20 protein-coding genes are annotated in these 22221 nt (G+C 60.8%); 6 read left to right on the top strand and 14 right to left on the bottom strand.

The features are described 5' to 3' along the window. The first annotated feature begins 32 nt into the window (after positions 1–32). A complete protein-coding gene (locus GTP55_RS01420; protein WP_161043210.1) occupies positions 33–1199 on the top strand; it encodes an iron-containing alcohol dehydrogenase in 1167 nt (388 codons plus the stop codon). Between the two features lie 79 nt (positions 1200–1278). On the opposite strand, the gene GTP55_RS01415 is transcribed toward GTP55_RS01420, so the two are convergent. The 8 genes from GTP55_RS01415 to GTP55_RS01380 form a co-directional block, all read right to left on the bottom strand. Next, positions 1279–3342: a 3-hydroxybutyrate oligomer hydrolase family protein gene (locus tag GTP55_RS01415; RefSeq protein WP_161043209.1), complete on the bottom strand. Its 2064-nt coding sequence runs from the start codon at positions 3340–3342 to the stop codon at positions 1279–1281. Positions 3343–3349: 7 nt separating this feature from the next. Beyond that, the gene (locus GTP55_RS01410; RefSeq protein ID WP_161043400.1) at positions 3350–4324 is read right to left on the bottom strand and encodes a branched-chain amino acid ABC transporter permease; all 975 of its coding nucleotides are present in this window, start codon (positions 4322–4324) and stop codon (positions 3350–3352) included. Next, positions 4324–5208: a branched-chain amino acid ABC transporter permease gene (locus GTP55_RS01405; RefSeq protein ID WP_161043208.1), complete on the bottom strand. Its 885-nt coding sequence runs from the start codon at positions 5206–5208 to the stop codon at positions 4324–4326. The genes GTP55_RS01410 and GTP55_RS01405 overlap by 1 nt, the downstream gene beginning before the upstream one ends. Before the next feature lie 98 nt (positions 5209–5306). Continuing rightward, positions 5307–6515 carry an ABC transporter substrate-binding protein gene (locus tag GTP55_RS01400; protein ID WP_161043207.1) on the bottom strand — a complete coding sequence of 403 codons (1209 nt, stop codon included), beginning with the start codon at positions 6513–6515 and terminating at the stop codon, positions 5307–5309. 28 nt (positions 6516–6543) lie between these two features. Continuing rightward, the gene (locus GTP55_RS01395; protein WP_161043206.1) at positions 6544–7251 is read right to left on the bottom strand and encodes an ABC transporter ATP-binding protein; all 708 of its coding nucleotides are present in this window, start codon (positions 7249–7251) and stop codon (positions 6544–6546) included. After that, a complete protein-coding gene (locus GTP55_RS01390; RefSeq protein WP_161043205.1) occupies positions 7251–8021 on the bottom strand; it encodes an ABC transporter ATP-binding protein in 771 nt (256 codons plus the stop codon). The genes GTP55_RS01395 and GTP55_RS01390 overlap by 1 nt, the downstream gene beginning before the upstream one ends. A gap of 106 nt (positions 8022–8127) precedes the next feature. Beyond that, positions 8128–9738 carry a GMC family oxidoreductase gene (locus tag GTP55_RS01385; protein WP_161043204.1) on the bottom strand — a complete coding sequence of 537 codons (1611 nt, stop codon included), beginning with the start codon at positions 9736–9738 and terminating at the stop codon, positions 8128–8130. Between the two features lie 15 nt (positions 9739–9753). Next, entirely contained in the window at positions 9754–10791 is a 1038-nt protein-coding gene (locus GTP55_RS01380) for an NAD(P)H-dependent flavin oxidoreductase (protein WP_161043203.1), read from the bottom strand. A 374-nt stretch (positions 10792–11165) separates the two neighbouring features. Between GTP55_RS01380 and GTP55_RS01375 the strand changes: the two genes are divergently transcribed. Both GTP55_RS01375 and GTP55_RS01370 read left to right on the top strand, forming a co-directional pair. Continuing rightward, the gene (locus GTP55_RS01375; RefSeq protein WP_161043202.1) at positions 11166–11399 is read left to right on the top strand and encodes a hypothetical protein; all 234 of its coding nucleotides are present in this window, start codon (positions 11166–11168) and stop codon (positions 11397–11399) included. Between the two features lie 476 nt (positions 11400–11875). Next, entirely contained in the window at positions 11876–12562 is a 687-nt protein-coding gene (locus GTP55_RS01370; protein WP_161043201.1) for a 5'-methylthioadenosine/adenosylhomocysteine nucleosidase, read from the top strand. A 43-nt stretch (positions 12563–12605) separates the two neighbouring features. On the opposite strand, the gene putA is transcribed toward GTP55_RS01370, so the two are convergent. Beyond that, on the bottom strand, positions 12606–16256 hold the full coding sequence (gene putA, locus GTP55_RS01365) for a trifunctional transcriptional regulator/proline dehydrogenase/L-glutamate gamma-semialdehyde dehydrogenase (protein ID WP_161043200.1): 3651 nt from the start codon (positions 16254–16256) through the stop codon (positions 12606–12608). A gap of 212 nt (positions 16257–16468) precedes the next feature. On the opposite strand from putA, the gene GTP55_RS01360 reads away from it, so the two are divergent. Both GTP55_RS01360 and GTP55_RS01355 read left to right on the top strand, forming a co-directional pair. After that, the gene (locus tag GTP55_RS01360; protein ID WP_008443393.1) at positions 16469–16924 is read left to right on the top strand and encodes an Lrp/AsnC ligand binding domain-containing protein; all 456 of its coding nucleotides are present in this window, start codon (positions 16469–16471) and stop codon (positions 16922–16924) included. A 57-nt stretch (positions 16925–16981) separates the two neighbouring features. Then, positions 16982–18535: a methyl-accepting chemotaxis protein gene (locus tag GTP55_RS01355; protein WP_161043199.1), complete on the top strand. Its 1554-nt coding sequence runs from the start codon at positions 16982–16984 to the stop codon at positions 18533–18535. A 107-nt stretch (positions 18536–18642) separates the two neighbouring features. Here GTP55_RS01355 and GTP55_RS01350 read toward each other — a convergent pair whose 3' ends face one another. Continuing rightward, positions 18643–19623, bottom strand: coding sequence for a LysR family transcriptional regulator (locus tag GTP55_RS01350; protein ID WP_161043198.1), 981 nt, complete (start codon positions 19621–19623; stop codon positions 18643–18645). A gap of 152 nt (positions 19624–19775) precedes the next feature. Between GTP55_RS01350 and GTP55_RS29500 the strand changes: the two genes are divergently transcribed. Then, positions 19776–19982, top strand: a complete 207-nt coding sequence (locus GTP55_RS29500; RefSeq protein ID WP_202423441.1) for a hypothetical protein — start codon at positions 19776–19778, stop codon at positions 19980–19982. 15 nt (positions 19983–19997) lie between these two features. Here GTP55_RS29500 and GTP55_RS01345 read toward each other — a convergent pair whose 3' ends face one another. The 4 genes from GTP55_RS01345 to rsmD form a co-directional block, all read right to left on the bottom strand. Then, entirely contained in the window at positions 19998–20588 is a 591-nt protein-coding gene (locus GTP55_RS01345; RefSeq protein ID WP_161043197.1) for a chalcone isomerase family protein, read from the bottom strand. Between the two features lie 98 nt (positions 20589–20686). After that, on the bottom strand, positions 20687–20941 hold the full coding sequence (locus GTP55_RS01340) for a YfhL family 4Fe-4S dicluster ferredoxin (protein WP_110846032.1): 255 nt from the start codon (positions 20939–20941) through the stop codon (positions 20687–20689). A 12-nt stretch (positions 20942–20953) separates the two neighbouring features. Then, complete coding sequence (coaD, locus tag GTP55_RS01335) at positions 20954–21454, bottom strand: pantetheine-phosphate adenylyltransferase (RefSeq protein ID WP_161043196.1); 501 nt, start codon at positions 21452–21454, stop codon at positions 20954–20956. A 107-nt stretch (positions 21455–21561) separates the two neighbouring features. Beyond that, positions 21562–22209: a 16S rRNA (guanine(966)-N(2))-methyltransferase RsmD gene (rsmD, locus tag GTP55_RS01330; protein ID WP_161043195.1), complete on the bottom strand. Its 648-nt coding sequence runs from the start codon at positions 22207–22209 to the stop codon at positions 21562–21564. Between the last annotated feature and the right edge of the window lie 12 nt (positions 22210–22221).

Raw genomic sequence — 22221 nt, 5'->3', positions numbered from 1 at the left:
GACGACGAACTCACTACTGAACGGACGCCGTCATGACTGACTTCCCTGCCTTTTCTTTCAGCACCGTGGCCCATATCGTTTCCGAGTTGGGCGCTGCTGCGCGCCTCGGCGAGCACATCGCCCAGCGCTTTCCCGATGCCCGGCGCGCTCTGTTGGTCACCGATCCAGGCTTCCTGAAGACCGGGCTAGTCGATGCACCGGCGGCCAGCCTGCGGGCTGCGGGACTGGCAGTGGAGGTGTATTCCAAGGTGGTGGCGGACCCGCCGGAGGTGGTGGTACTGGAGGCGGTTGGCGCGGCGCGGGCGTTCCGGGCTGACATCGTCATTGGCTTGGGTGGTGGCAGTTCAATGGATGTGGCCAAGCTGATTGCGGTGCTGACCGACAGCGAGCAGCCCATCGAGGCGATCTACGGGATCGGCAATGTGAAGGGAACGCGGCTGCCGCTGGTGCAGATTCCCACCACCGCCGGCACCGGTTCGGAGGTGACCAATATCGCGATTGTGACGACTGGGGCTACCACAAAGATGGGCGTGGTCGCGCCGCAACTCTATGCCGATCTGGCATTGCTGGATGCAGAGCTGACGCTCGGACTGCCGCCGCAGGTAACTGCGGCCACCGGGATTGATGCAATGGTGCATGCCATCGAAGCCTACACTACCCGACATAAAAAGAATCCGCTGTCCGATGTGCTGGCTCGCAAGGCGCTGGGGCTGCTGTCGGCCAACCTGATTACGGCCTGTGAGGACGGCAAGAACCTGGCGGCGCGGCAGGCCATGCTTCTGGGAGCAATGCTGGCGGGACAGGCATTTTCCAATGCGCCGGTGGCAGCGGTGCATGCGCTGGCGTATCCAATCGGCGGTATTTTTCACGTGCCACATGGGCTGTCGAATTCGCTGGTGTTGCCGCATGTGCTGCGCTTCAATGCGCCGGAAGCGGCCGGGCTTTATGCGGAGCTGGCGGAGATTGTAGTGCCGGCAGCCAGCGGCTCGGCCGAGGCGAGGGCGGAGGCATTGGCTGTTGCGATGCAACAAATCGCTACCGTAACGGGCATTGAGCGGACGTTGCAGCAGGTCGGAATCAAGGAGACGGATCTGGATCGGCTGGCGGATGACGCCATGCTTCAGACCCGGTTACTCGGCAATAACCCGCGCCTCGTGACGCGGGAGGATGCGCGCGCTATCTATGCATCGGCGCTGTAAGTTTTACCCCGCACGGCGAGTCGCAGGGGTCAGACCCCGTACGGGTCTGACCCCGACCTACCGGGGTCGGCTGCGCCGCTCAATCAGGCACTGTAATTGTCGTGCCACTGATAGCGATCGAGTTCGCCGGCGTTGGGGTTGCGGCGAACGGCGGCACATTGGCGACGGTAATCGCGGTGGTGTTATCCGCCCGCGTCACCGTCCGCACCACCTGCGATGGCGGCAAGGCGGTCGCGCTGCTGCGCAGGTTGGCCAGCATCGCATCCAGCGCGCGGAACAGGTACACATGCAGCGGCACGATATTCGCCGGCAGCGCATTGGCAAACGAGTCGAAGTGATTGGCATTGGTCACCTCGATATAACGCAGCTTGCTCGCACTGCCCTCTACCGACGCATTCAAGCCCACATACGCACGCGAAGCAAAATTCACCGGTATCAGCGTATCGCTGCGTCCCTGCACGATGATGGCCGGCTTGCCCTTCAGATTGCCACTGGCCGCCACCTCTGCCACACCAGCGCGCACGCGCGTGCTCTGCGCCGCCAACGTTCCGGTCAGCGGCGCGCCAGTCACCGCATCCGTCCCCGTTGCCAGCGAGCGCAGACACAGAAAACCATCCAGCGACTGATCCGCAATCCCGCTCACCGGCGACACGCCGAAGTTATACGCCCTCGCCCCGCCCACCGAATCCTCATACACCACGTTGCCGATAATGCCGTTCTGCGTGGCAAAGCTGCTGGCTTTCTGCGCGGCGGTAAAGGACACCGGCACGCCGCTCGCATCGGTCGGCGCAAATGTGAAACCGCAGACTTTATCCGTCACAGAAAATTTGCCGTAGGCGTAAGCGTAGGTCACCGCCACCAGGATGTTGGTGCCCGCATGCGCCGCCTGCAGCACATCGGAATCCGGCAGCCAGCCGTACGCTTTCAGCCGGGCCTTGGCGTCGGTCTGCTGCGCCGTCAGATCGGCGCCGCTCAGCAGGCCGCGCGACACCAGCGCCGTGCAGCGGCCTGGCGCCGCCGCTGTGGAGGCGATGCAGGGCTGGTACAACGCGGCATAGGTCGAGTAATCGAACAGCGCCTTGCCCTGCCCCGTCACCGCCGCCGCGCCCTGCCGCACCGTGTAGCCGCCACTGGACTTGGGCTGGATCTGCGGCTCGCTGGCGGCCACGCCGGAGATCAATCCCTTGCTGTCCTGCTCCGCCGCCAGCAACGCCGAGCCTGCCCCATTGGAAATGCTGGAGGCGATCGTGATCGTATTCTTCGGCGTCAGCATGACGATGTGGCTGGTGTTATCCCGCGCCAGCGCGCCGTACTTTTCGTTGAGCACGTAGAAGGCAAACTCCACCGCCTGCAAGGTGACTTTGCCCCAGTCCTTTTCCGGATTCTGCTGCGAGTGGGCGTGCTTGAACGCTACGCGTCCCGGATAAGCCGCCGCAAACGCCGCTCGCTCGGCATCGGTCAGCACCGGCGCGAAGCTGGCGTTCTTGCCCGCCGCAATGCGCGTGGCGCGCACCCCGTTCTGCAAGTTCACGCCATCGTCGTCGAAGGTATAGAGGCCGGTGCCGCTGCCCTTATCGGCGTAGGCCACGGCGCAGTTGTTCTTCAGTCCCCACTCCCCAGAGCTGCCGATGGCGCCGTAAATCCCGCGCGAGCCGCTCGACGTACCGGTAACGATGCAGGGATTCTTTATGTCGAAGCCCGCCGGCACCTGCACCATCAAGGTCACGTTCTGGTTGCCGCTGCCATCATCGGCATAGGCGATGTATTCGACGCCAGCGACCTTGCCCTCGCCGCTGCCCACCACACCCTTGGCATCGACGTTGGGGCCGTACAGCGTGCCGTAGCCGCTATTGGCGGCGATATCCAGCACCGCCCGGTAATTGGCGTAGATGGCGTTACGGCGCAGTTCCGGGGCGGTGGGATTGTTGGGGTCGGCATAGGCCGGCGTGGCGCCGGCCAGTCCTGTCTTGCCGAGGCCGGCGGTCAGCAGATCGTCGCTGACGCCGTCGTAGCTGATGCTGCTGATGGCGCCGAGATAACTCGGCTTGGTGTTCAGGTCTTCGCGCTCATCGTGATGATGGTGCGAACCGCAGGCGGTGACTGCGATGCTGGCCAGCGCCAGCACAATCGTTTTGCTTTGCATGGTTTCCTCACACTGGTTTCTTCTTCCCGGCCAGCGCAATGAACTCACCAATAATCCCGCGCCGGAACAACAGCACACAAATAATGAAGATCAGGCCAACCACCATGTTGACCGCTTCGCCGATGGTGTTAAACCACTCGATGCCGGTGACGTTGGCCAACAGCGTACCCCAGTCGCCCAGTTTGTTTTCCAGCATGACGATGATGATCGCGCCGAGCATCGGACCGGCCAGCGTTCCCATGCCGCCAACCAGCGTCATCAGGATAACCAGACCGGACATCGTCCAATGGACATCGGTCAAGGTTTCGAAACCCAGCACCACGGTCTTGGTGGCGCCCGCCAGGCCGGCCAGCGCGGCCGACAGCACGAAGGCCAGCAGCTTGTACTTGTCGACGTCGTAGCCGAGCGAGATGGCGCGCGGTTCATTTTCCTTGATCGCCTTCAGTACCTGGCCGAACGGCGAATGCACGGTGCGCAGGATCAGCGCAAACGCCAGCACGCTGATGCCGAGCACGACGAAGTACAGGTTGGTGTCATCGCCGAGGTCGAGCACGCCGAGGAATCGTCCACGTGGAACACCCTGCAGACCATCTTCGCCGCCGGTGAACTGCCCTGCCCGCAGCGCGCCGAAATACACCATCTGCGCCAGCGCCAGCGTAATCATCGAGAAGTAGATGCCCTGGCGGCGGATCGCCAGCGCGCCCATCACCAGCCCGATTAGCGCAGCGGCCGCGACGCCGGCCAGCACGCCCAGTTCAAACGGCAAGCCCCAGTTCTTCAGCGCATTGCCGGCGACGTAGCCCGCAGCGCCGAAGAAAGCCGCGTGGCCGAACGACAGCAAGCCGGTAAAACCGATCAGCAGGTTGAAGGCGCAGGCAAACAGCGCAAAGCACAGCAGCTTGGACAGGAATACCGGGTAGCCGATAAACGGCGCCGCCACGGCGATTGCAAAGGCGATCAGGTAGCCGATTTTCTTGTTCATCATTTTTCCTTCCCGAACAAGCCGGCTGGACGCAGCAGCAGCACCACCACCATCACCAGGAACACCACGGTGGATGAAAACTCCGGATAGAACACTTTGGTCAGCCCTTCGATGACGCCCAAGCCGAGCCCGGTCAGGATCGAGCCCATGATCGACCCCATGCCGCCGATCACGACAACGGCGAATACGACGATAATCAGGTTCTGACCCATCAGGGGCTGCACCTGGATGATTGGAGCCGCCAGAACGCCTGCAAAGCCCGCCAAAGCGACGCCGAAGCCATAGGTCAGCGTCACCATCAGCGGCACGTTGATGCCGAACGCTTCCACCAGCTTGGGATTCTCGGTACCGGCGCGCAGATAAGCGCCCAGTTTGGTCTTTTCGATCACGAACCAGGTCGACAGGCACACCACCAGCGAGGCCACCACCACCCAGGCGCGGTAATTCGGCATCAGCATAAAGCCGAGGTCGGTGGAGCCGGCCAACGCCTCGGGCGTCTGAAATGGCTGGCCGGAGACGCCATAAAAGGAGCGAAACACGCCTTCCACCAGCAGCGTGATGCCGAAGGTCAGCAGCAGTCCATACAGGTGGTCCAGCTTGTACAGATGGCGTAGCATGGTCTTCTCGATGACGATGCCGAACACGCCCACCAGCAGCGGCGCCAGCACCAGCATCGCCCAGTAGTTGAGTCCGCAATATTCAATGCCCATCCACGCCAGGAACGCACCCATCATGTACAACGCGCCGTGGGCAAAGTTAATCACATTGAGCAGGCCGAAGATGACCGCCAGGCCGAGCGACAACATCGCATAGAACGAGCCGTTGCCCAGACCTAGTAGCAGCTGGCTCATAATCACGGGCAAGGGATAGCCGAAAATTTCCATGGGAATCCGTAATTCAGGTGGTTGAGGAGCCGTCATTCCCGCGTCTGCGGGAATCCATGCTGACTATGGGCTCCCGCAGACGCGGGAGCGACCGTGATTTATTTCCACAGGCTGCACTTGGTCTCCGCCTTGGTGGCGTACGCCTGGTCGCCCGGAATGGTGGCCACGACCTTGTAGTAGTCCCATGGGTACTTTGATTCCGCCGGCTTCTTCACTTCCATCAGGTACATATCGTGCACCATGCGGCCGTCCGGACGGATCACGCCGTTCTTGGTGAACATGTCGTTGATCTTGTTCGCCTTCAGGTAAGCCATCACCTTGTCGGAATCGTCGGTGCCGACCGCCTTCACCGCTTTCAGGTAGTTGCCGGCGGCCGAGTAATCGGCGGCCTGCAGCATCGACGGCTCCTTCTTCATTTTTGCGAAGTAACGCTTCGACCAGGCGCGCGTGTCGTCGTTGGCATCCCAGTACCAGCCGTCGGTCAGGTACATACCCTGCGTCAGGTTCAGACCCAGCGAGTGCACGTCGTTAATGAAGATCAGCAGACCGGCCAGCTTCATCTTCTTGGTAATGCCAAACTCGTTGGCCGCCTTGATCGAGTTGATCGCGTCGCCGCCGGCATTGGCCAGGCCGAGGATCTGCGCGCCCGACGATTGCGCCTGCAACAGGAAGGACGAGAAGTCCGAGGCCGACAGCGGATGTTTGACCGAGCCCAGCACCTTGCCGCCGGCCGCCTTCACCACCTCGGACGTATCTTTTTCCAGCGACTGGCCGAAGGCATAGTCGGCGGTCATGAAATACCAGCTCTTGCCGCCCTGCTTGACGATGGCGCCGCCAGTGCCGCGCGCCAGCGCGATGGTGTCGTAGGCGTAGTGCACCGTGTACGGCGAGCACTCTTCGTTGGTCAAGCGGGCCGAGCCGGCGCCGATCGAGATGAAGACTTTTTTCTTCTCGGCCGCCACCTTTGCCATGGCGAGATTGGCGCCGGAGTTGGTGCCGCCGATCAGCATATCGACGCCCTGCTGGTCGAACCACTCGCGCGCCTTGGAGGCGGCGATGTCGGCCTTGTTCTGGTGGTCGGCAGAAATGAATTCGATCTTCTTGCCGTTGATACTGCCGCCCGCATCGGCAATCGCCATCTTGATGGCTTCGGCGCCGCCGGCGCCGTCGATGTCGGTGTACAGGCCGGACATGTCGGTGATCAGGCCGATCTTGATGGTGTCATTGGAAATCTGCGCCTGGGCGGAGAAGCATGCAATGGACGATACGCACGCGGCGGCTGCAAGGGTGATGGCTTTGATTTTCATTGTTCGTCTCCTACCGTGGTTGTTATTTTTAAACACCGAGAAGCTCGTTCAACACCGGCATCTTGGCGTTCAACTCCGATGCAACAAAGGTCTCCACAATCTGCCCATGTTCCATCACATAAAACCGGTCTGCCAGCGGTGCGGCAAACCGGAAATTCTGTTCCACCATCACAATCGTGTAGCCCTTGGATTTGAGCGTGGTAATCATCCGCGCCAGCCCCTGCACGATCACCGGCGCCAGGCCTTCCGAGATTTCATCCAGCAGCAGCAGGCGCGCGCCGGTGCGCAGGATGCGCGCGACGGCCAGCATCTGCTGCTCGCCGCCGGACAGCCGCGTGCCCTGACTATGTCTGCGTTCCTCCAGATTGGGAAACATGGCGTAGATTTCCGCCACCGACATGCCCTTGTCCGCGCCGTTCAACTGCGGCGGCAGCATCAGGTTTTCCTCGGTCGACAGCGACGAAAAAATGCCGCGCTCTTCCGGGCAATAGCCGATGCCGAGGTGGGCGATCTTATGCGTCTGCAGGCCGATCGCTTCCGCGCCGTTCACCTTGATCGAGCCCTTGCGCGCGCCGGTCAGGCCCATGATCGCGCGCAGCGTGGTGGTGCGACCGGCGCCGTTGCGGCCAAGCAGCGTCACCACTTCGCCCGGCTGCACCGACATGTTGACGTTGTGCAGGATGTGCGATTCGCCGTACCACGCCTGCAGGTTGGAGATTTCCAGCGCGGCCGTCATCAGTGCGCTCCTTCCAGCACTGCCGCTTCCGTGCCCATGTAAGCTTCCATCACCTGCGGGTTGCTGGACACCGCGGCATACGAGCCTTCGGCTAGCATCGCGCCGCGCTGCAACACCGAAATCTTGTCGCAGATGCCGGACACCACTTTCATATTGTGTTCGACCATCAAAATCGTGCGGCCGGCCGAGACTTTTTTGATCAACTCGGTGACGCGGTGAACGTCTTCATGGCCCATGCCCTGCGTCGGCTCATCCAGCAGCATCAGCTCCGGCTCCATCGCCAGCGTGGTGGCGATTTCCAGCGCGCGCTTGCGGCCGTATGGCATATCGACGGTGATGGTGTCGGCGAACTCGGTCAGATCGACTTCCGCCAGCAGCTGCATGGCGCGCTCGTTGAGCCGGTCCAGCGCCCGTTCGCTTTGCCAGAAAAAGAAGCTGGTGCCGAGCTGGCGCTGCAAGCCTATGCGGACATTCTGCAACACCGTAAGGTGCGGAAACACAGCGGAAATCTGGAACGAACGGATCACGCCCATGCGCGCGATCTGGGCCGGCCGGGCGGCCGTAATGTCATTGCCGTTGAACAGGATCTGGCCCGAGGTCGGCACCAGGAACTTGGTCAGCAAATTGAAGCATGTGGTTTTGCCTGCCCCGTTGGGGCCAATCAGCGCGTGGATGTGGCCGCGCTGGACCTTCAGATTGACGTCATTGACCGCAGTAAAACCCTTGAATTCCTTGGTCAAATGCTTTGTTTCCAAGATAACGTCGGACATCCTGTCTCCCTGTTATTCTTTTCAAAGTACCAATTTTTTCTAGATCATACACAGTAACAAATTAGCTAACAATACAGTATAAATACGATGAATTTTTGATCTAGATTCAGGCGGCGCGGATTAGCTGGGCAGCTTTTTCCGCAATCATGATCGTTGGGGAATTGGTGTTTCCGGAAGTGATGAAAGGCATGACGGATGCATCCACCACCCGCAATCCGCTCACGCCTTTTACCCGCAATTGACTGTCGACCACCGCTGTCGGATCGTCGGCGCGGCCCATCTTGCAGCTGCCGACCGGATGGAAAATTGTGGTGCCGATGAGACTAGCGGCTTCTGCCAGTTCCTCCTCGGTGCGGTAATGGATACCGGGCTTGTACTCTTCCGGCGCGTACTGTTTCAGCGCCGGCGCGGCGACGATTTTGCGGGTCAGCGTAAGCGCCTCCGCCGCCACCTTGCGGTCTTCCGGCGTGCTCAGATACAGCGGCGAAATCTTTGGGGGCGCATACGGATCGGCGCTGGCGATGCGCACATGGCCGCGCGACGTTGGCCGCAGATTGCAGACGCTGGCCGTGAAAGCGGGGAAAGTGTGCAACGGGTCGCCGAACTTTTCCAGCGACAGCGGCTGCACGTGATATTGCAAATTCGGCGTCGCTTCGCTGGCGCTGGAGCGCGCAAACGCCCCCAGCTGCGACGGTGCCATCGACATCGGCCCGCTCTGGAACATCGCATATTCGAGACCGATGCGCATCTTGCCGAACCAGTTGGAGGCCATGGTATTCAAGGTGCGCGCGCTGCCGCCCAGCTTGTAAATCATGCGCAGTTGCAGATGGTCCTGCAGGTTTTCACCGACGCCTGGCAGGTCGACCACCGGCGTGATGCCGAGCTCATGTAAGCGCGCCGCCGGACCGATGCCGGAGCATTGCAAAATTTGCGGACTGCCAACGGCGCCTGCTGCCAGCAGGGTTTCCTTGCGCGCGCCTGCAGTGAACTGCGTACCCCCGCCGGTGAAAACCACGCCGGTGCATGCGCCGTTTTCGATCTGCAAACGTTCCACGTGACACCCGGTCATGATGGTCAGATTGGGACGCCGCGCCGCCGGCCTCAAGAAGGCCTTGGCCGTGTTCCAGCGGATGCCACGTTTTTGATTGACGTCGAAATAGCCGCAGCCGGCGTTGTCGCCGCGGTTGAAATCATCAACTTTCTGGATACCGGTCTGCTCTGCGGCGTCACGGAACGCATCCAGTATCTGCCAGGACAGACGCTGTTTTTCCACTCGCCACAAACCGCCCTTGCCATGGAAGTCCGACGCGCCACCGTGGTAATCCTCGCTCTTCTTGAACAGCGGCAGCACAGACTGCCAGCGCCAGCTGTCATCGCCGGTGAGATCTGCCCAGCGGTCATAGTCGTTCGCCTGGCCGCGCATGTAGATCATGCCGTTGATCGAGGAACTGCCGCCGAGCACTTTGCCGCGCGGGTACAGCAGGCTGCGCCCGCCCAGGCCGGGATCGGCTTCGGTACGGAATTTCCAGTCGGTGCGGGGATTGTCGATGCAGTGCAAATAGCCGACCGGAATGTGGATCCACACATAATCGTCACGGCCGCCCGCTTCGATCAGCAGGACTTCGGTGTCTTTGTCGGCGCTGAGCCGGTTGGCCAGAACGCAGCCAGCCGAACCAGCGCCGATGATGATGTAATCGTAGCTGCCTGCTGATTCCAAAAACGGTCTCCTTGTTTATTGCGCGCTGATCTCCGCCAGCAAAGTCGCCACCAGTTTCGCCGCCGGCATGGCCCGCGCGCGGGAGACGCCGGTGCCGCACCAGAGCGACATCAGTTCGGTCTCGCCACGCTTGGCCGCTTCGGCTCTTATTGGTGACGTTAATGCATTTTGAATAGGATATAGCGGTAGTAACCGTTCGTTGGCAGTCATTTGCTGCATGAAGCGGTTTTCCAGTCCGCGTGCATAGCGGCCGGAAAAAGTCCGCGTCAATCTGGTGGGGTGGTCGCCGGCCGTCAGCAAGCGCTGCTTGTAGGCCGCGCCGATCGCAGATTCGTCACAGACCAGGAACGCCGTTCCCATCTGCACCGCTTGCGCGCCAGCCGCCAGCGCGCGGCGGATATCGGCGCCGTCCATGATGCCGCCGGCGGCAATCACCGGAATATTCACGGCCGCCACCACGGCGGGCAGCAATTCAAACGTTCCCAGCGTGGCATTTTCCTGCGCGCCGATGAAGGTGCCGCGATGTCCACCCGCCTCCACGCCGGAAGCAATCACCGCATCGGCGCCCCGGCTTTCCCAGGCCAGCGCTTCATCGACGTGGGTCACGGTACCGATCACGAAGATGCCGGCCTCGTGCAAGCGCTGGATTTGCTCCACGCTCAGGATGCCGAAGGTAAAACTGGCCACCGCCGGCCGCAAGCCGATCAGCGTTTCAAATTGCGGCGCGAAATCCTCGCACCATTTGGCTGGCGTCGGCAACTCCGTCCAACCCAGAGAAGACCAGGCGGGTTTCAGCCATTCTTTGGCCCGTTCCACCTCTTGCGCAGACGGATTTGGCGTCTCCTGGACGAAAAAATTCAGGCAAAAAGGGCGGTCGGTGAGTGCGCGGATCTGCGCAGTTTGGTCGCGAATCGCGTCTGGCGACAACAAGGAACAGGCCAGCGAACCCAGTGCGCCGGCGTTGGAGACCGCAGCAATCTGCGCGGGCGTGTTGAAACCACCAGCGGTCGGTCCCTGGACGATGGGATGCGGAAAAACAGATGTTAATGACATCAATTCCCCTGTTTACGGCTGTGGATAAGCATATGGATATCCACAGGTGCCAAATGTGAGTAAACAAACGAATGTTCTGGACGACTTTTTTTATCCCAAAACAGTTCTTCGGTCATACAAGGTTTACGCGACTGTTTATAAAGCTCGTAAACGGCTGATTTTAATCCAAAATGAGCAGTTATCCACAGAAAAGTGTCGGTGTTAACAACTATCACTATTTTTATATTACATCTTTAGAGTAAACCATAAAACCTTCGATGTACTGGTCTTGCCAAACAAACAGCTTCAATCGGAGTTGTTTTGCTCACCTCCCCACACACAAACTCCGGGTCGCCTGGTATCTGCAATTTCGACGACGCCTGATCACTGTCCTGTTGGAGGACCTGCCATCGGAAAAATCAGCGAAAAACCCTGTTTTTGCTCTTGCCGTTGCTGATGATCAGTGCCGACCATTTTCAGTGCGCACCTTGAGGCGCCCGGAAGAACGCGAATTGCGTTACCGGAACATGCTGTATGGGGATGAGTTCACCGTGATTCTCAGTGAATTGCGCAAACCGGCCGACATCGAGCGCATTGCGCAGGGAATCCTGGATGCCGACGTTTGTTGAAAAGCGCCGACAAAGCGATGTATGGCGCCGAGCAAAAGGCCAAAATCGCTGCAATTATGCCAATTCCGGCTAAAAAACCGCCGAGACTGTGCATAAGTGATTGGATATCCACAGGACGAGATGTGGCTAAGCACCTGTTTTAACCACAGGCCACTATTTTATCCAAAAACTGTTCCTGAGCTGATACAGCGCTTATGCAGCAGGTTGTTTACGCTGTAAACAGATGATTTGTAAACGTATACATGACTTATCCACAGATATGTTCACGTTTACTACTACCACTATGTTTATATAAACCTTTTGTAAACAAATAAAAGCGTAACGTCGGAAAAGCCGCAGGCGGAATAGCGCGCCTGTTTGATGTTTGAAAGCCCTACAGACCGTAAGAAACGCCTTAAAATTCACTTTTTTTCGCTACGCGTTGTGGAAAAAGCCTAGGATCTCCACAGCGATAACTCAAAATCTGAAGGAAAAGCATGCGTTTAGGCATCATCAGTGCGTTGGCTGAGGAACAGCAGGGGCTGATAGAGGCCCTTCAGAGCCCCGCCAGGCACGTTCACGGCATGAGGGAGTACACGGCCGGGAAACTCTGGGAAATCGACGCTGTGTGCGTTTTATCGCGTATAGGCAAGGTTGCAGCGGCAATGACAGCTGCAATCCTTGTGGAGAAGTTCGGAGTTACGCACATCGTCTTCACCGGCGTCGCTGGCAGCGGGGATAAAAACGTGAAAGTCGGCGATATCGTGGTGGCCGATAGTTTGATTCAGCACGACTTTGATGCCAGCCCGCTGTTTCCAAAATTTGAAATTCCGCTGACCGGCTTGTCCAGCTTCGCCACCGACGTCGCTTTGACGGACAGATTGGCCGACGCTGCATCGACAATCACGCGTGTACATCGCGGATTGATCGCCAGTGGTGATCAGTTTATAGGCAAATTGGGGCAAATCCAGACGCTGAAAGCAGCGTTGCCTGATTTATTGGCAGTGGAAATGGAAGGCGCAGCGGTTGCTCAGGTGTGTTTTGAGCTGGGAATACCGTTTGCCTTGATCAGAACGATCTCAGACAACGCCAACGATGACGCTGCGGTGGATTTCATGCATTTCATCAAAACCGTCGCCTCGCGATACGCGTTTGATGTGATCCAGAACTTCTGCAAGGCGTAAAAAAAGCCGGGCGAACCCGGCTTTGAGTTGTTTCTGATCGAAATTACGCAGTTTCGAGCGTCATCAGGCTGGCATTGCCGCCGGCTGCCGTCGTATTCACGCACAGAGCGCGCTCAGCGAGCAAACGCCACAGAGGGATGCTGCTCTCCTCGTTCGTGCTGATCAGGCCCACCAGCGCCCCGCTACGGGCCGCCAAAGCGTTGTGCTGGCTCTTGGCCATCATCGATTCCACCAGCGCGATCTGGAAATCGCAGTTTTCCAGGTCGGCAACGGTCTGGATGCGGTCTTTGACGGCTACCGGCAAGTCGGCCGGCACCAGATGTGCGGTAGCGCCCGACACAACCGCAGTGTTGCCGGTTGCCAGCACTGCCGCCAGCTGGTTCAGCAAGCCTTCCAGCGTGCCGGCCATGCAGGCCACCGAGCCGCGGGACACCAGCGCCAGCGTGTTGCGCTCGCCGGTAGGGCCTGGCAGCGTGGTCTGGCTGCCCAGCATGGTCGAGCGGCTGTATTGCTCAGCCAGGCTGGCGGCGCGCTCGTAGCCGTGTTGCTTGGCCCAGCCTGCCAACGCATCCAGCGCCGGCGTGCCGACCCGGGCATGCACCGGCGTCGTGCTGGCGCCGCGTTGCAGGCGTTTCAGGTACAGCGGACCGCCGGCTTTCGGACCGGTGCCGGATTTGCCTTCGCCGCCGAACGGCTGCACGCCCACCACGGCGCCGACGATGTTGCGGTTGACGTAGATATTGCCGACATGCGCGCGGCTGGTGATGTAATCGATGGTTTCATCAATGCGCGAATGCACGCCCAAGGTCAGGCCGAAGCCGCTGGCATTGATTTGCTCCACCACTTTCGGCAAGTCCGACCGTTTGTAGCGGATCACGTGCATAACCGGGCCGAACACTTCCTGCGTCAGCTCGGCCAGCGAGCGGATTTCCAGCACGGTTGGCGGGACAAAGGTGCCGGCCGTGGTCACTTCCGACGGCAAGTCCAGCGAGTAGTAATCGACCGCCGTCGCCTTCAGCTTGTTGATGTGGGCCAGCAGGTTGTGCTGCGCTTCGGCATCGATCACCGGGCCGATGTCGGTCACCAGGCGGTCCGGCGAGCCGACTTTCAGCTCCTGCATCGCGCCTTTGAGCATTTTGATGGTCTTGTCGGCAATATCTTCCTGCAGGAACAGCACCCGCAGCGCCGAGCAACGCTGACCGGCGCTGTCGAAGGCCGACGAGATCGCATCCTGCACCACCTGCTCCGGCAGCGCCGACGAGTCGACGATCATGGCGTTCTGGCCGCCGGTTTCAGCGATCAGCGGAATGTCGGCGTTTTCCGCCGTGGCGCGCTTGGCCAGCGTACGGTTGATCAGCTGCGCAACTTCGGTCGAGCCGGTGAAGATCACGCCTTTGACGCGGCTGTCGGCAGTCAGTGCGGCGCCGACCACTTCGCCGCGGCCTGGCAGGAATTGCAGCGCGGCGCGCGGAATGCCCGCTTCGTGCAGCAGCTCGACCGCGCGGTGCGCGATCAGCGGCGTTTGCTCGGCCGGCTTGGCCAGCACCACGTTGCCGGCCGCCAGCGAGGCGGCCACCTGGCCGGTGAAGATCGCCAGCGGGAAGTTCCACGGACTGATGCAGGTGACCGGGCCCAGCGCCAGGGTGTTGGTCGCGCCGCTGACTTCGCCGGCGTAGTAGCGCAGGAAGTCGACCGCTTCGCGGATTTCGGCAATCGCGTTCGGCAGCGACTTGCCGGCTTCGCGGATGGCCAGCGTCATCAGTTCGACGGCATTGGCTTCGAACAGGTCGGCGGCGTTCAGCAGCGCGGCGGCGCGCGCGGCCGGTTCGGTGGTTTGCCAGTCCATGGCGAAGTTGCTGGCGCTGGTCAGCGCGACTTCCACGTCGGTGGCGCTGGCTTCCACCAGTTGGCCGACGATGTCGCTACGTTGCGCGGGATTGGTGATGTTTTGCACCGGCTGGCCGGCGCTGACGCCGCCCGCCAGCAACGGCGCGGCGTGCCAGTTGCGTGGTTCGGCCAGCGCGGCCGAGATATCGCGCAGCACGTTTTCATTGGCCAGGTCGAAACCTGCCGAGTTCTTGCGGTCGCCAAACATGTCCAGCGGCAGGGCGATGCCCGGATGCGGCAGGCCGCCCTGTTCGCGCGCGGCGGCGACCGGATCGCGCAGCAGCGACTCGATCGGAATCGCTTCGTCGACGATCTGGTTGACGAACGACGAGTTGGCGCCGTTTTCCAGCAGGCGGCGCACCAGGTATGCCAGCAGCGTTTCGTGGGTGCCGACCGGCGCGTAGATGCGGCACGCCTTGTCCAGGTTGTCCTTGCCCACCACCTGGTCGTACAGCGACTCGCCCATGCCGTGCAGGCACTGGAATTCGTAGTCATTCACACCGTCGCGCTTGGCCCAGGTGTAGATGGTCGACAAGGTTTGCGCGTTGTGGGTGGCAAATTGTGGATAGATCAGGCCTTGTGCACCGAGCAGTTTCTGCGCGCACACCAGGTAGGAGACGTCGGTGTAGACCTTGCGGGTGTAGACCGGATAGCCGCTCATGCCGTCCACCTGGGCCCGCTTGATTTCGGCATCCCAGTAAGCGCCCTTGACCAGGCGCACCATGAATTTGCGGCCGCTGCGCCTGGCCAGGTCGATCAGGTAGTCGATGACGAACGGGCAGCGCTTCTGGTAGGCCTGCACCACGAAGCCGATGCCTTCGAAACCGGCCAGGTCCGGATCGTGCGCCAGCGCTTCCATCAGGTCCAGCGACAGTTCCAGGCGATCGGCCTCTTCCGCATCGATGTTCAGGCCGATGTTGTATTGCTTGGCCAGCAGCACCAGCGCGCGCACGCGCGGCAGCAGTTCTTCCATCACGCGCTGGTGCTGGGCGCGGCTGTAGCGCGGGTGCAGCGCCGACAGTTTCACCGAAATGCCGGGACCGTTGCGGATGCCGCGGCCGTTCGAGGCCTTGCCGATCGCGTGGATCGCGGTTTCGTAGGAGGCGTAGTAATTCCTGGCGTCGGCTTCGGTCAGCGCGGCCTCGCCCAGCATGTCGTAGGAATAGCGGTAGCCGCGCGCCTCGTTGGCCTGGCCGTTCTTGATCGCCTCGTCGATGGTCTGGCCGGTCACGAACTGGTTGCCCAGCATGCGCATCGCCAAGTCCACGCCTTTGCGGATCAGCGGTTCGCCGCCCTTTGAAATCAGCTTGGTCAGCGCCGAGCCCAGGCCGGTTTCGCTATTGGTCGAGACCAGCTTGCCGGTGATCAGCAGACCCCAGGTGGCGGCGTTGACGAACAGCGACGGCGACTCGCCCAGGTGCTTGCGCCAGTCGCCCTTGCTGATTTTGTCGGCAATCAGGCGATCGGCGGTGGCATTGTCGGGAATACGCAACAGTGCTTCAGCCAGACACATCAGCGCTACACCCTCGTCCGACGACAGCGAAAACTCGTGCATCAGGGCGTCGACACCCGACGCGCGGGTGCGTTCCGCGCGCACCGAACTAACCAGTTTATGGGCCAGTTGCTGCGCCTGCTGAATGCTGACTTCATCGTGATTGCCGAGCTGGCTGATCAGCCATTGAACCGCGCTGATTTCGTCTTTTCTATAGGCGGCCGTCACTGCGGCGCGCAGGGGAATCGGGTCGCGCAGGATTTCGGCCTGAAGGGCGGCAAACGGGGTAAAACCGGTGGAAACTGCTGCTTGCATGGGGGTACTCTCAGAAGAAGAATCGGGAGCCGGTCCACGTACAAAAACACGCCCGTCAGCAAAGCCGGCGAGCGTGGTTTAATGTGAACTGCTTATGATTCGATTGTAGTTGTAATTCTTCTGGATTAATTCTGGTAATGCGGGGGACTAGCAATAGATTGTTTTTAGTGAGACAATTTAACCAAATAATATTTATTTGGGAGTTCCCGGAAATGTTAGACAAGATCAGCAAAAAAATCTTGATGGAATTGCAGAGCGACGGTCGCATCTCCAACGTGGAGCTGGCGGCGCGGGTGAATCTGTCACCCGCCGCTTGCCTGGAACGTGTGCGCAAGCTGCACGAGTCCGGGTATATCATGGGTTACACCGCCCAGTTGAACCCGCAACTGCTGGATGTCTCCCTGCTGGTCTTTATCGAGGTCGTGCTGGACCGCACCACACCCGAAGTCTTCGACGCCTTCAAACACAGCGTGCAGGTCATCCCGGAAGTGCTGGAATGCCACATGGTTGCCGGCGGCTTCGACTACCTGGTCAAAGCCCGCGTCAAGGACATGGCTGCCTACCGCGAATTCCTGGGTAAAACCCTGCTCCAGAAAGGCGTTCGTGAAACCCACACCTACGCCGTGATGGAAGAAGTCAAGAATACCACCAAGTTACCCATAAAATAGCATCAAAGAAATAAAATTTGGAGCCGACCAAGGCGCCTGTTGAACAACGGGGGACAGATGAAGCTTTTGCAGCAGAAGTTGGTGCAGCGTGGATTGTGGATTTTGGGGGCGACGGCAGGCGGTACCTGCCTCGCTTATTTGTTCAACCTGGCGGGCGCCGGCCCCATCGCCGCGGCCATTCCCGCCGCGCTGGGCGGGGCCGCCGTGGCGTGGTGGGCTTCACGCCAGAATAGCGACGAGGGCGGCGTGCGGCATTTTGCCCACACCGTCGGCGAGGAAATCGACGCCATCATGATCGGCGCGGCGGAAACCTCGTATTTCGTCGACTCGGTCAAGAAGAAGATCGAGCTGGACGTCCGCACCGCAGGCGGCATCGTTCAAAGCTCCAGCCTGAACGCCGACACCACCGAGCGCATCGCCGCCAATGCCGAGCGCGCCGCCAAGATCGCCGCCCAGGTGCGCGGCGAGACCGTGGCCGGACGCGCCGAGGCCGACCATGGCCTGCAACGGATCCGCACTGCCCGCGAAGACGCGCAAACCGCCGCCGCCGTGATGACGGCGCTGCAATCCAATTCCCGCAAGATCTACGGCTTTACCGAGGCCATCAGCGAAATCTCCGCCCGCACCAACCTGCTGGCGCTGAATGCCGCCATCGAGGCCGCGCGCGCCGGCGAACAGGGACGCGGTTTTGCCGTGGTCGCCAGCGAAGTGCGCCAGCTGGCGCTGCGCACCAAGGAAGCCACCGATGAAATCAGCGCCATGGTGCGCGAGATCAACCAGCAGGCAGAAAAAGCCGCCACCGGCATGAATTCGCTGGCCGTCAAGGTCAGCGAGGCGGCCGGTAATGTGGAAACCGTGCACGGGCTGCTGGGCAATATCGAGCAGTCGTCGGGCGTGTCGGAGGATGAGATCGGCCAGATCGCGCGGGCGTCGCGCGAGCACGTGGTCACCACCGAGGAAATCGCTCACGCGATCGCCAGCATCCGCGACAGCCTGTTGTCCACCGAGAAGGAATTGCCGCGCGCGGCCAGCTCGGCCATGGCGCTGGCGGAACGGGCCGAAATCATTACCGGCGCGCTGGGCGAGTCGTCGATTGAAACCTCGCACGATGCGATCCGCGAGGCGGCGCAGCGGGCGGCGCTGGAAGTGGGCCGCCTCTTCGAGCGCGCCATCGCCAGCGGCCAGATCACGCGCGAAGCGCTGTGGGACCGCCACTACACGCCGATCCCGAATACCGATCCGCCCAAGCACAAGACCAGGTTCGACGATTTCACCGACCGCGTGCTGCCGCCGCTACAGGAAGGCTTGCTGCAAGCCATGCCGCAGCTGGCCTACGCCGGCACTGTGGATAACAACGGCTATTTCCCCACGCATAACAAGAAGTTTTCGCAGCCGCTCACCGGCAACTACGATATCGACATCGTCAATAACCGCACCAAGCGCATCTTCAGCGACCGCACGGGCAAGCGCTGCGGCTCGAATACCAAGCCGTTCCTGCTACAGACGTACAAACGCGATACCGGCGAGGTCATGCACGACCTGTCGGCGCCGATCTATGTGGATGGCAAGCACTGGGGCGGTTTCCGCATCGGCTACAGGTCAAGCCACTGAGCAGCCACTGAACGTGGCGTCATTCCGGCGAATGCCGGAATCCATGCTGAGTTGGCTTAGCCGGGGTTCTATGGATTCCGGCTTGCGCCGGAATGACGATGGTGGGGTTAGCGGCTGGAAGCCGGCGCCTGGGTCGGCGTCGGCAGGGTGTTGACCGTGCGCTGGGTCTGGGTATTCATCTTTTCCAGATGGGTGCGCAGCCATTTGTGCGCCGGGCTGCGCGCATCGCGTTCGTGCCACAGCATGTCCAGGTGGACCGCCGGCAGCTGGAACGGCAACTCCTTGTGCGCCAGCGCATCGGTCATGCCGGTGGCGGCGATCAGGTGGCGCGGCAGCACGGTGATCAAATCGGAGTTGGCCACCACGCGGCCGGCGGTAAAGAACTGGTTCACCGTCAGCAGAATGCGGCGTTCGCGCTGAATCTGCGCCAGGGCTTCATCGACCAGGCCGTGCGCGCGGCCGGAGAAACTCACCAGCAAGTGATTGGCGGCGCAATAGTTGTCCAGGTTCAGTTCGACCTTGGCCAGCGGATGGTCGCGCCGCATCACGCACACATATTTGCCCGAATACAGACGCTCGTGACGGATCGGCGAACCGGTTTCGTACGACAGCTGCGCCGCCACGCCGGGGAAGAAGCCGACCGCCAGGTCGATATCGCCGCGCAGCAGCATCGGCCGCGGCTCGCGCGTGGTCAGCGGCACCATGCGCACATTGATGCCGGGCGCTTCGCTCTCGATCGAGCGCATCAACGACGGCAGCCACATGGCGGCGGTCGCATCGGCCATCGCCATGCGGAAGGTGGCGTGGGCGGCCGAGACGTCAAAGGTTTCCGGCGCCACTGCCGCTTCCAGGCTGGCCAGCGCACCGCGCACGGACGGCCACAGCGCTTCGGCGCGCGGGGTCGGCTTGACGCCGTAGGCGGTGCGGATCAGCAATTCATCGCCCAGGCTTTCGCGCAGGCGCTTGATGGCGTTGGAGACCGCCGGCTGGGTCATGGCCAGATGGCCGGCGGCGCGTGTCAGATTTTGCTCTGTCATCACGGCGTCGAAAACACGCAGCAGGTTCAGGTCCAGCGTCAGAAAGCTCATGGCGGCTCAGGGGAGTAGATGTTGGAGAAATAACGATAGCACAGTCCATTCACCAATCGAATAATTGTTATCGCGAAAGGAAATTGGATAACTATGTTGCGGCGCACTATAGTTACATCAGATTCTAAAGCTACCGCCAAACTGTGTCCATCATGATTTCCGCAATACAAGATTTTTCTCTGTTCGCCGCGCTGTTTGCTGTCATGAAGCTGGCGCTGCTGGTCGCCGTCAGTGGCGGCCTGGTGGTGCTGTTCAAGCCGCTGCTGCTGGGTTGCGCGCGCGCCGCCGTGCTGGTGGTCAAGCCGAAGCTGACGCGCGAACAGCGCCTGCAGCGCCGCCAGCTGGCGACGCGTGCCTGATACTGCGTCGCAGCATTACTTTTCGCCGAGCAGCGCCGGTTTCAACGAACTGTCGACTGGCTTATCACCCAGCCAGATACGCAGCACGGCGTTGTAGAACGCCAGGTCCGGCATCAATTCCCCGATTTTCTTGCCATTCAAATAGCACTGGGTGCCCTCGTTCGGGGTCCAGTCCAGCGACAGCTGGTCGCCCTTCTTCAGCACCGGCGTCTGCGCGAACACTTCACCAAACTTCATGATTTGCGGCAGCAGCTTGGTGCGCTCGTCCTTGCCGGTATTGGCGTTGAGGCCGTCCGTGAAGGCCTTGCCGAACTCTTCCGAGCTGACTTCGCGCAGCATGGTGATGGCCACCCGGCGCGGGCCGGGTACCGCCAGCACCTCCGGCACGGTGGATTTCTTGTCCGTCAGGTATAAACCGGCCGCATACACCTTGAAGATGACCTTGGTGCGCAGGCCGGCGCCGTTCAGCTTGAGCGGCTGGCCGGCCACGGTGACGCTATCGTCGAATTTGACGCCTGCCACATCGACGGCGGCAAAGGCGAAGGAAGGCAGCGCCGCAGCGATCGCAACGGCCATCAGGGTATGCAGAATGGTTCTACGGTTCATGAATGTCTCCGTGATAGGTGTGATCGGACTATACCACCACGGAGACGCAGCGGCGTGAGTGGCCGCACGGTCATGCTTTTTTGCCGATGTTTGGCTCGTCAGGCCTTGGCGATCTGCAGCAGCTCGAACTTGGCGAACAGCTGGTCCTTGGTTTCGCGCACGTCCGGATTGAACGGGATGCAGCTGACCGGGCACACTTGCTGGCATTGCGGCTCATCGAAGTGGCCGACGCATTCGGTGCATTTATCCGGATTGATTTCGTAAATTTCCGCGCCCATGTAAATGGCGTCGTTCGGGCACTCGGGCTCGCACACGTCGCAATTAATACAGTCGTCGGTGATCATTAGTGCCATGACAGAACTCGCTTACGTTGCCTGGTCAGTGGGGTGGGCGGCGATTTTCTTCTTCAGCCAACGGTCCACCGATGGGAATACAAACTTGGAGACATCTCCGCCCAGCATGGCGATTTCGCGCACGATGGTGCCGGAGATGAATTGATACTGGTCGGACGGCGTCAGGAACATGGTCTCGACGTCCGGCAGCAGGTAGCGGTTCATGCCCGCCATTTGAAACTCGTACTCAAAGTCGGACACGGCGCGCAGGCCGCGCACGATCACGCGGGCATCGTGGTCGCGCACGAAATCCTTCAGCAGGCCGGAGAAACTCTCCACCCGCACGTTCGGATAATGGCCCAGCACCTCATTGGCAATTTCCAGGCGTTCATCCAGCGAGAAGAACGGCTTCTTGTTCTTGCTGTCGGCCACGCCAACCACCAGCGTGTCGAACAGACCGGATGCGCGACGCACCAGATCTTCGTGACCACGGGTCAGCGGATCGAAAGTTCCTGGATAAACAGCTACTACCATTGCGGCTCCTTGCAGTGCACCAATATAGAACGCGCATTATGCCTGAAATTCGGCTTTTGCTTAAAATTGCCTTAATTTGGGGCGGTTTTAGCAGGAAATACAGCCGCTTAGGATTTGTATTTTAATAAATGATAGAACACCATGCCGGCTTTGTCAGCCCGGATGATTTCCCAGTCCGCCAGCCACGCCGGCGCCTCGCCTTCGGCGAACTCCAGCGCCAGCCCGGACTCGGCGTACACCAGGCCGCCCTCTTTCAACAGTTTGCTGCACAGCGGCAGGGTTTTTTCGAGCAAGCTCTGCTGATACGGCGGATCGAGGAAAATCAGGTCGTAACGCTGGCCGCGTGCGGCGGCCGATTGCGCCACCGACAGCGCGTCGCCGCGCATGATCTGCACATTCTCGGCCTTCAGCTTCAGCTTGATTTCTTCCAGCTGGCGCGTGACTTGCGCGTTGCTGTCGATCATGGTCACCGACTGCGCGCCACGGCTGGCCGCTTCAAAGCCCAAAGCGCCGCTGCCGGCGAACAGGTCCAGCACCTGCGCGCTGGCCCAGTTGGCGTCGCGCTGGTGGTTGATCCAGTTGAACGCGGTTTCGCGCACGCGGTCAGGCGTCGGCCGCAGGCCCAGCGCGCTGAGCACGGGCAGCGGCGTGCGTTTCCACTGGCCAGCGATGATGCGCACCTGGTTGGCGTGTTGCGGACCGTGGACCGGCACCTTGGCTGGTTTGGCGGGCTTGCTGGAGGGCTTCTTTGGCATGTGACGCTGTTC

It is taken from the genome of Duganella margarita (genome assembly GCF_009857535.1).
Taxonomy (GTDB): domain Bacteria; phylum Pseudomonadota; class Gammaproteobacteria; order Burkholderiales; family Burkholderiaceae_D; genus Rugamonas; species Rugamonas margarita.
The sequence above is the reverse complement of the archived record's forward strand: the minus strand, read 5'-3'. Positions and strand labels throughout refer to the sequence as shown.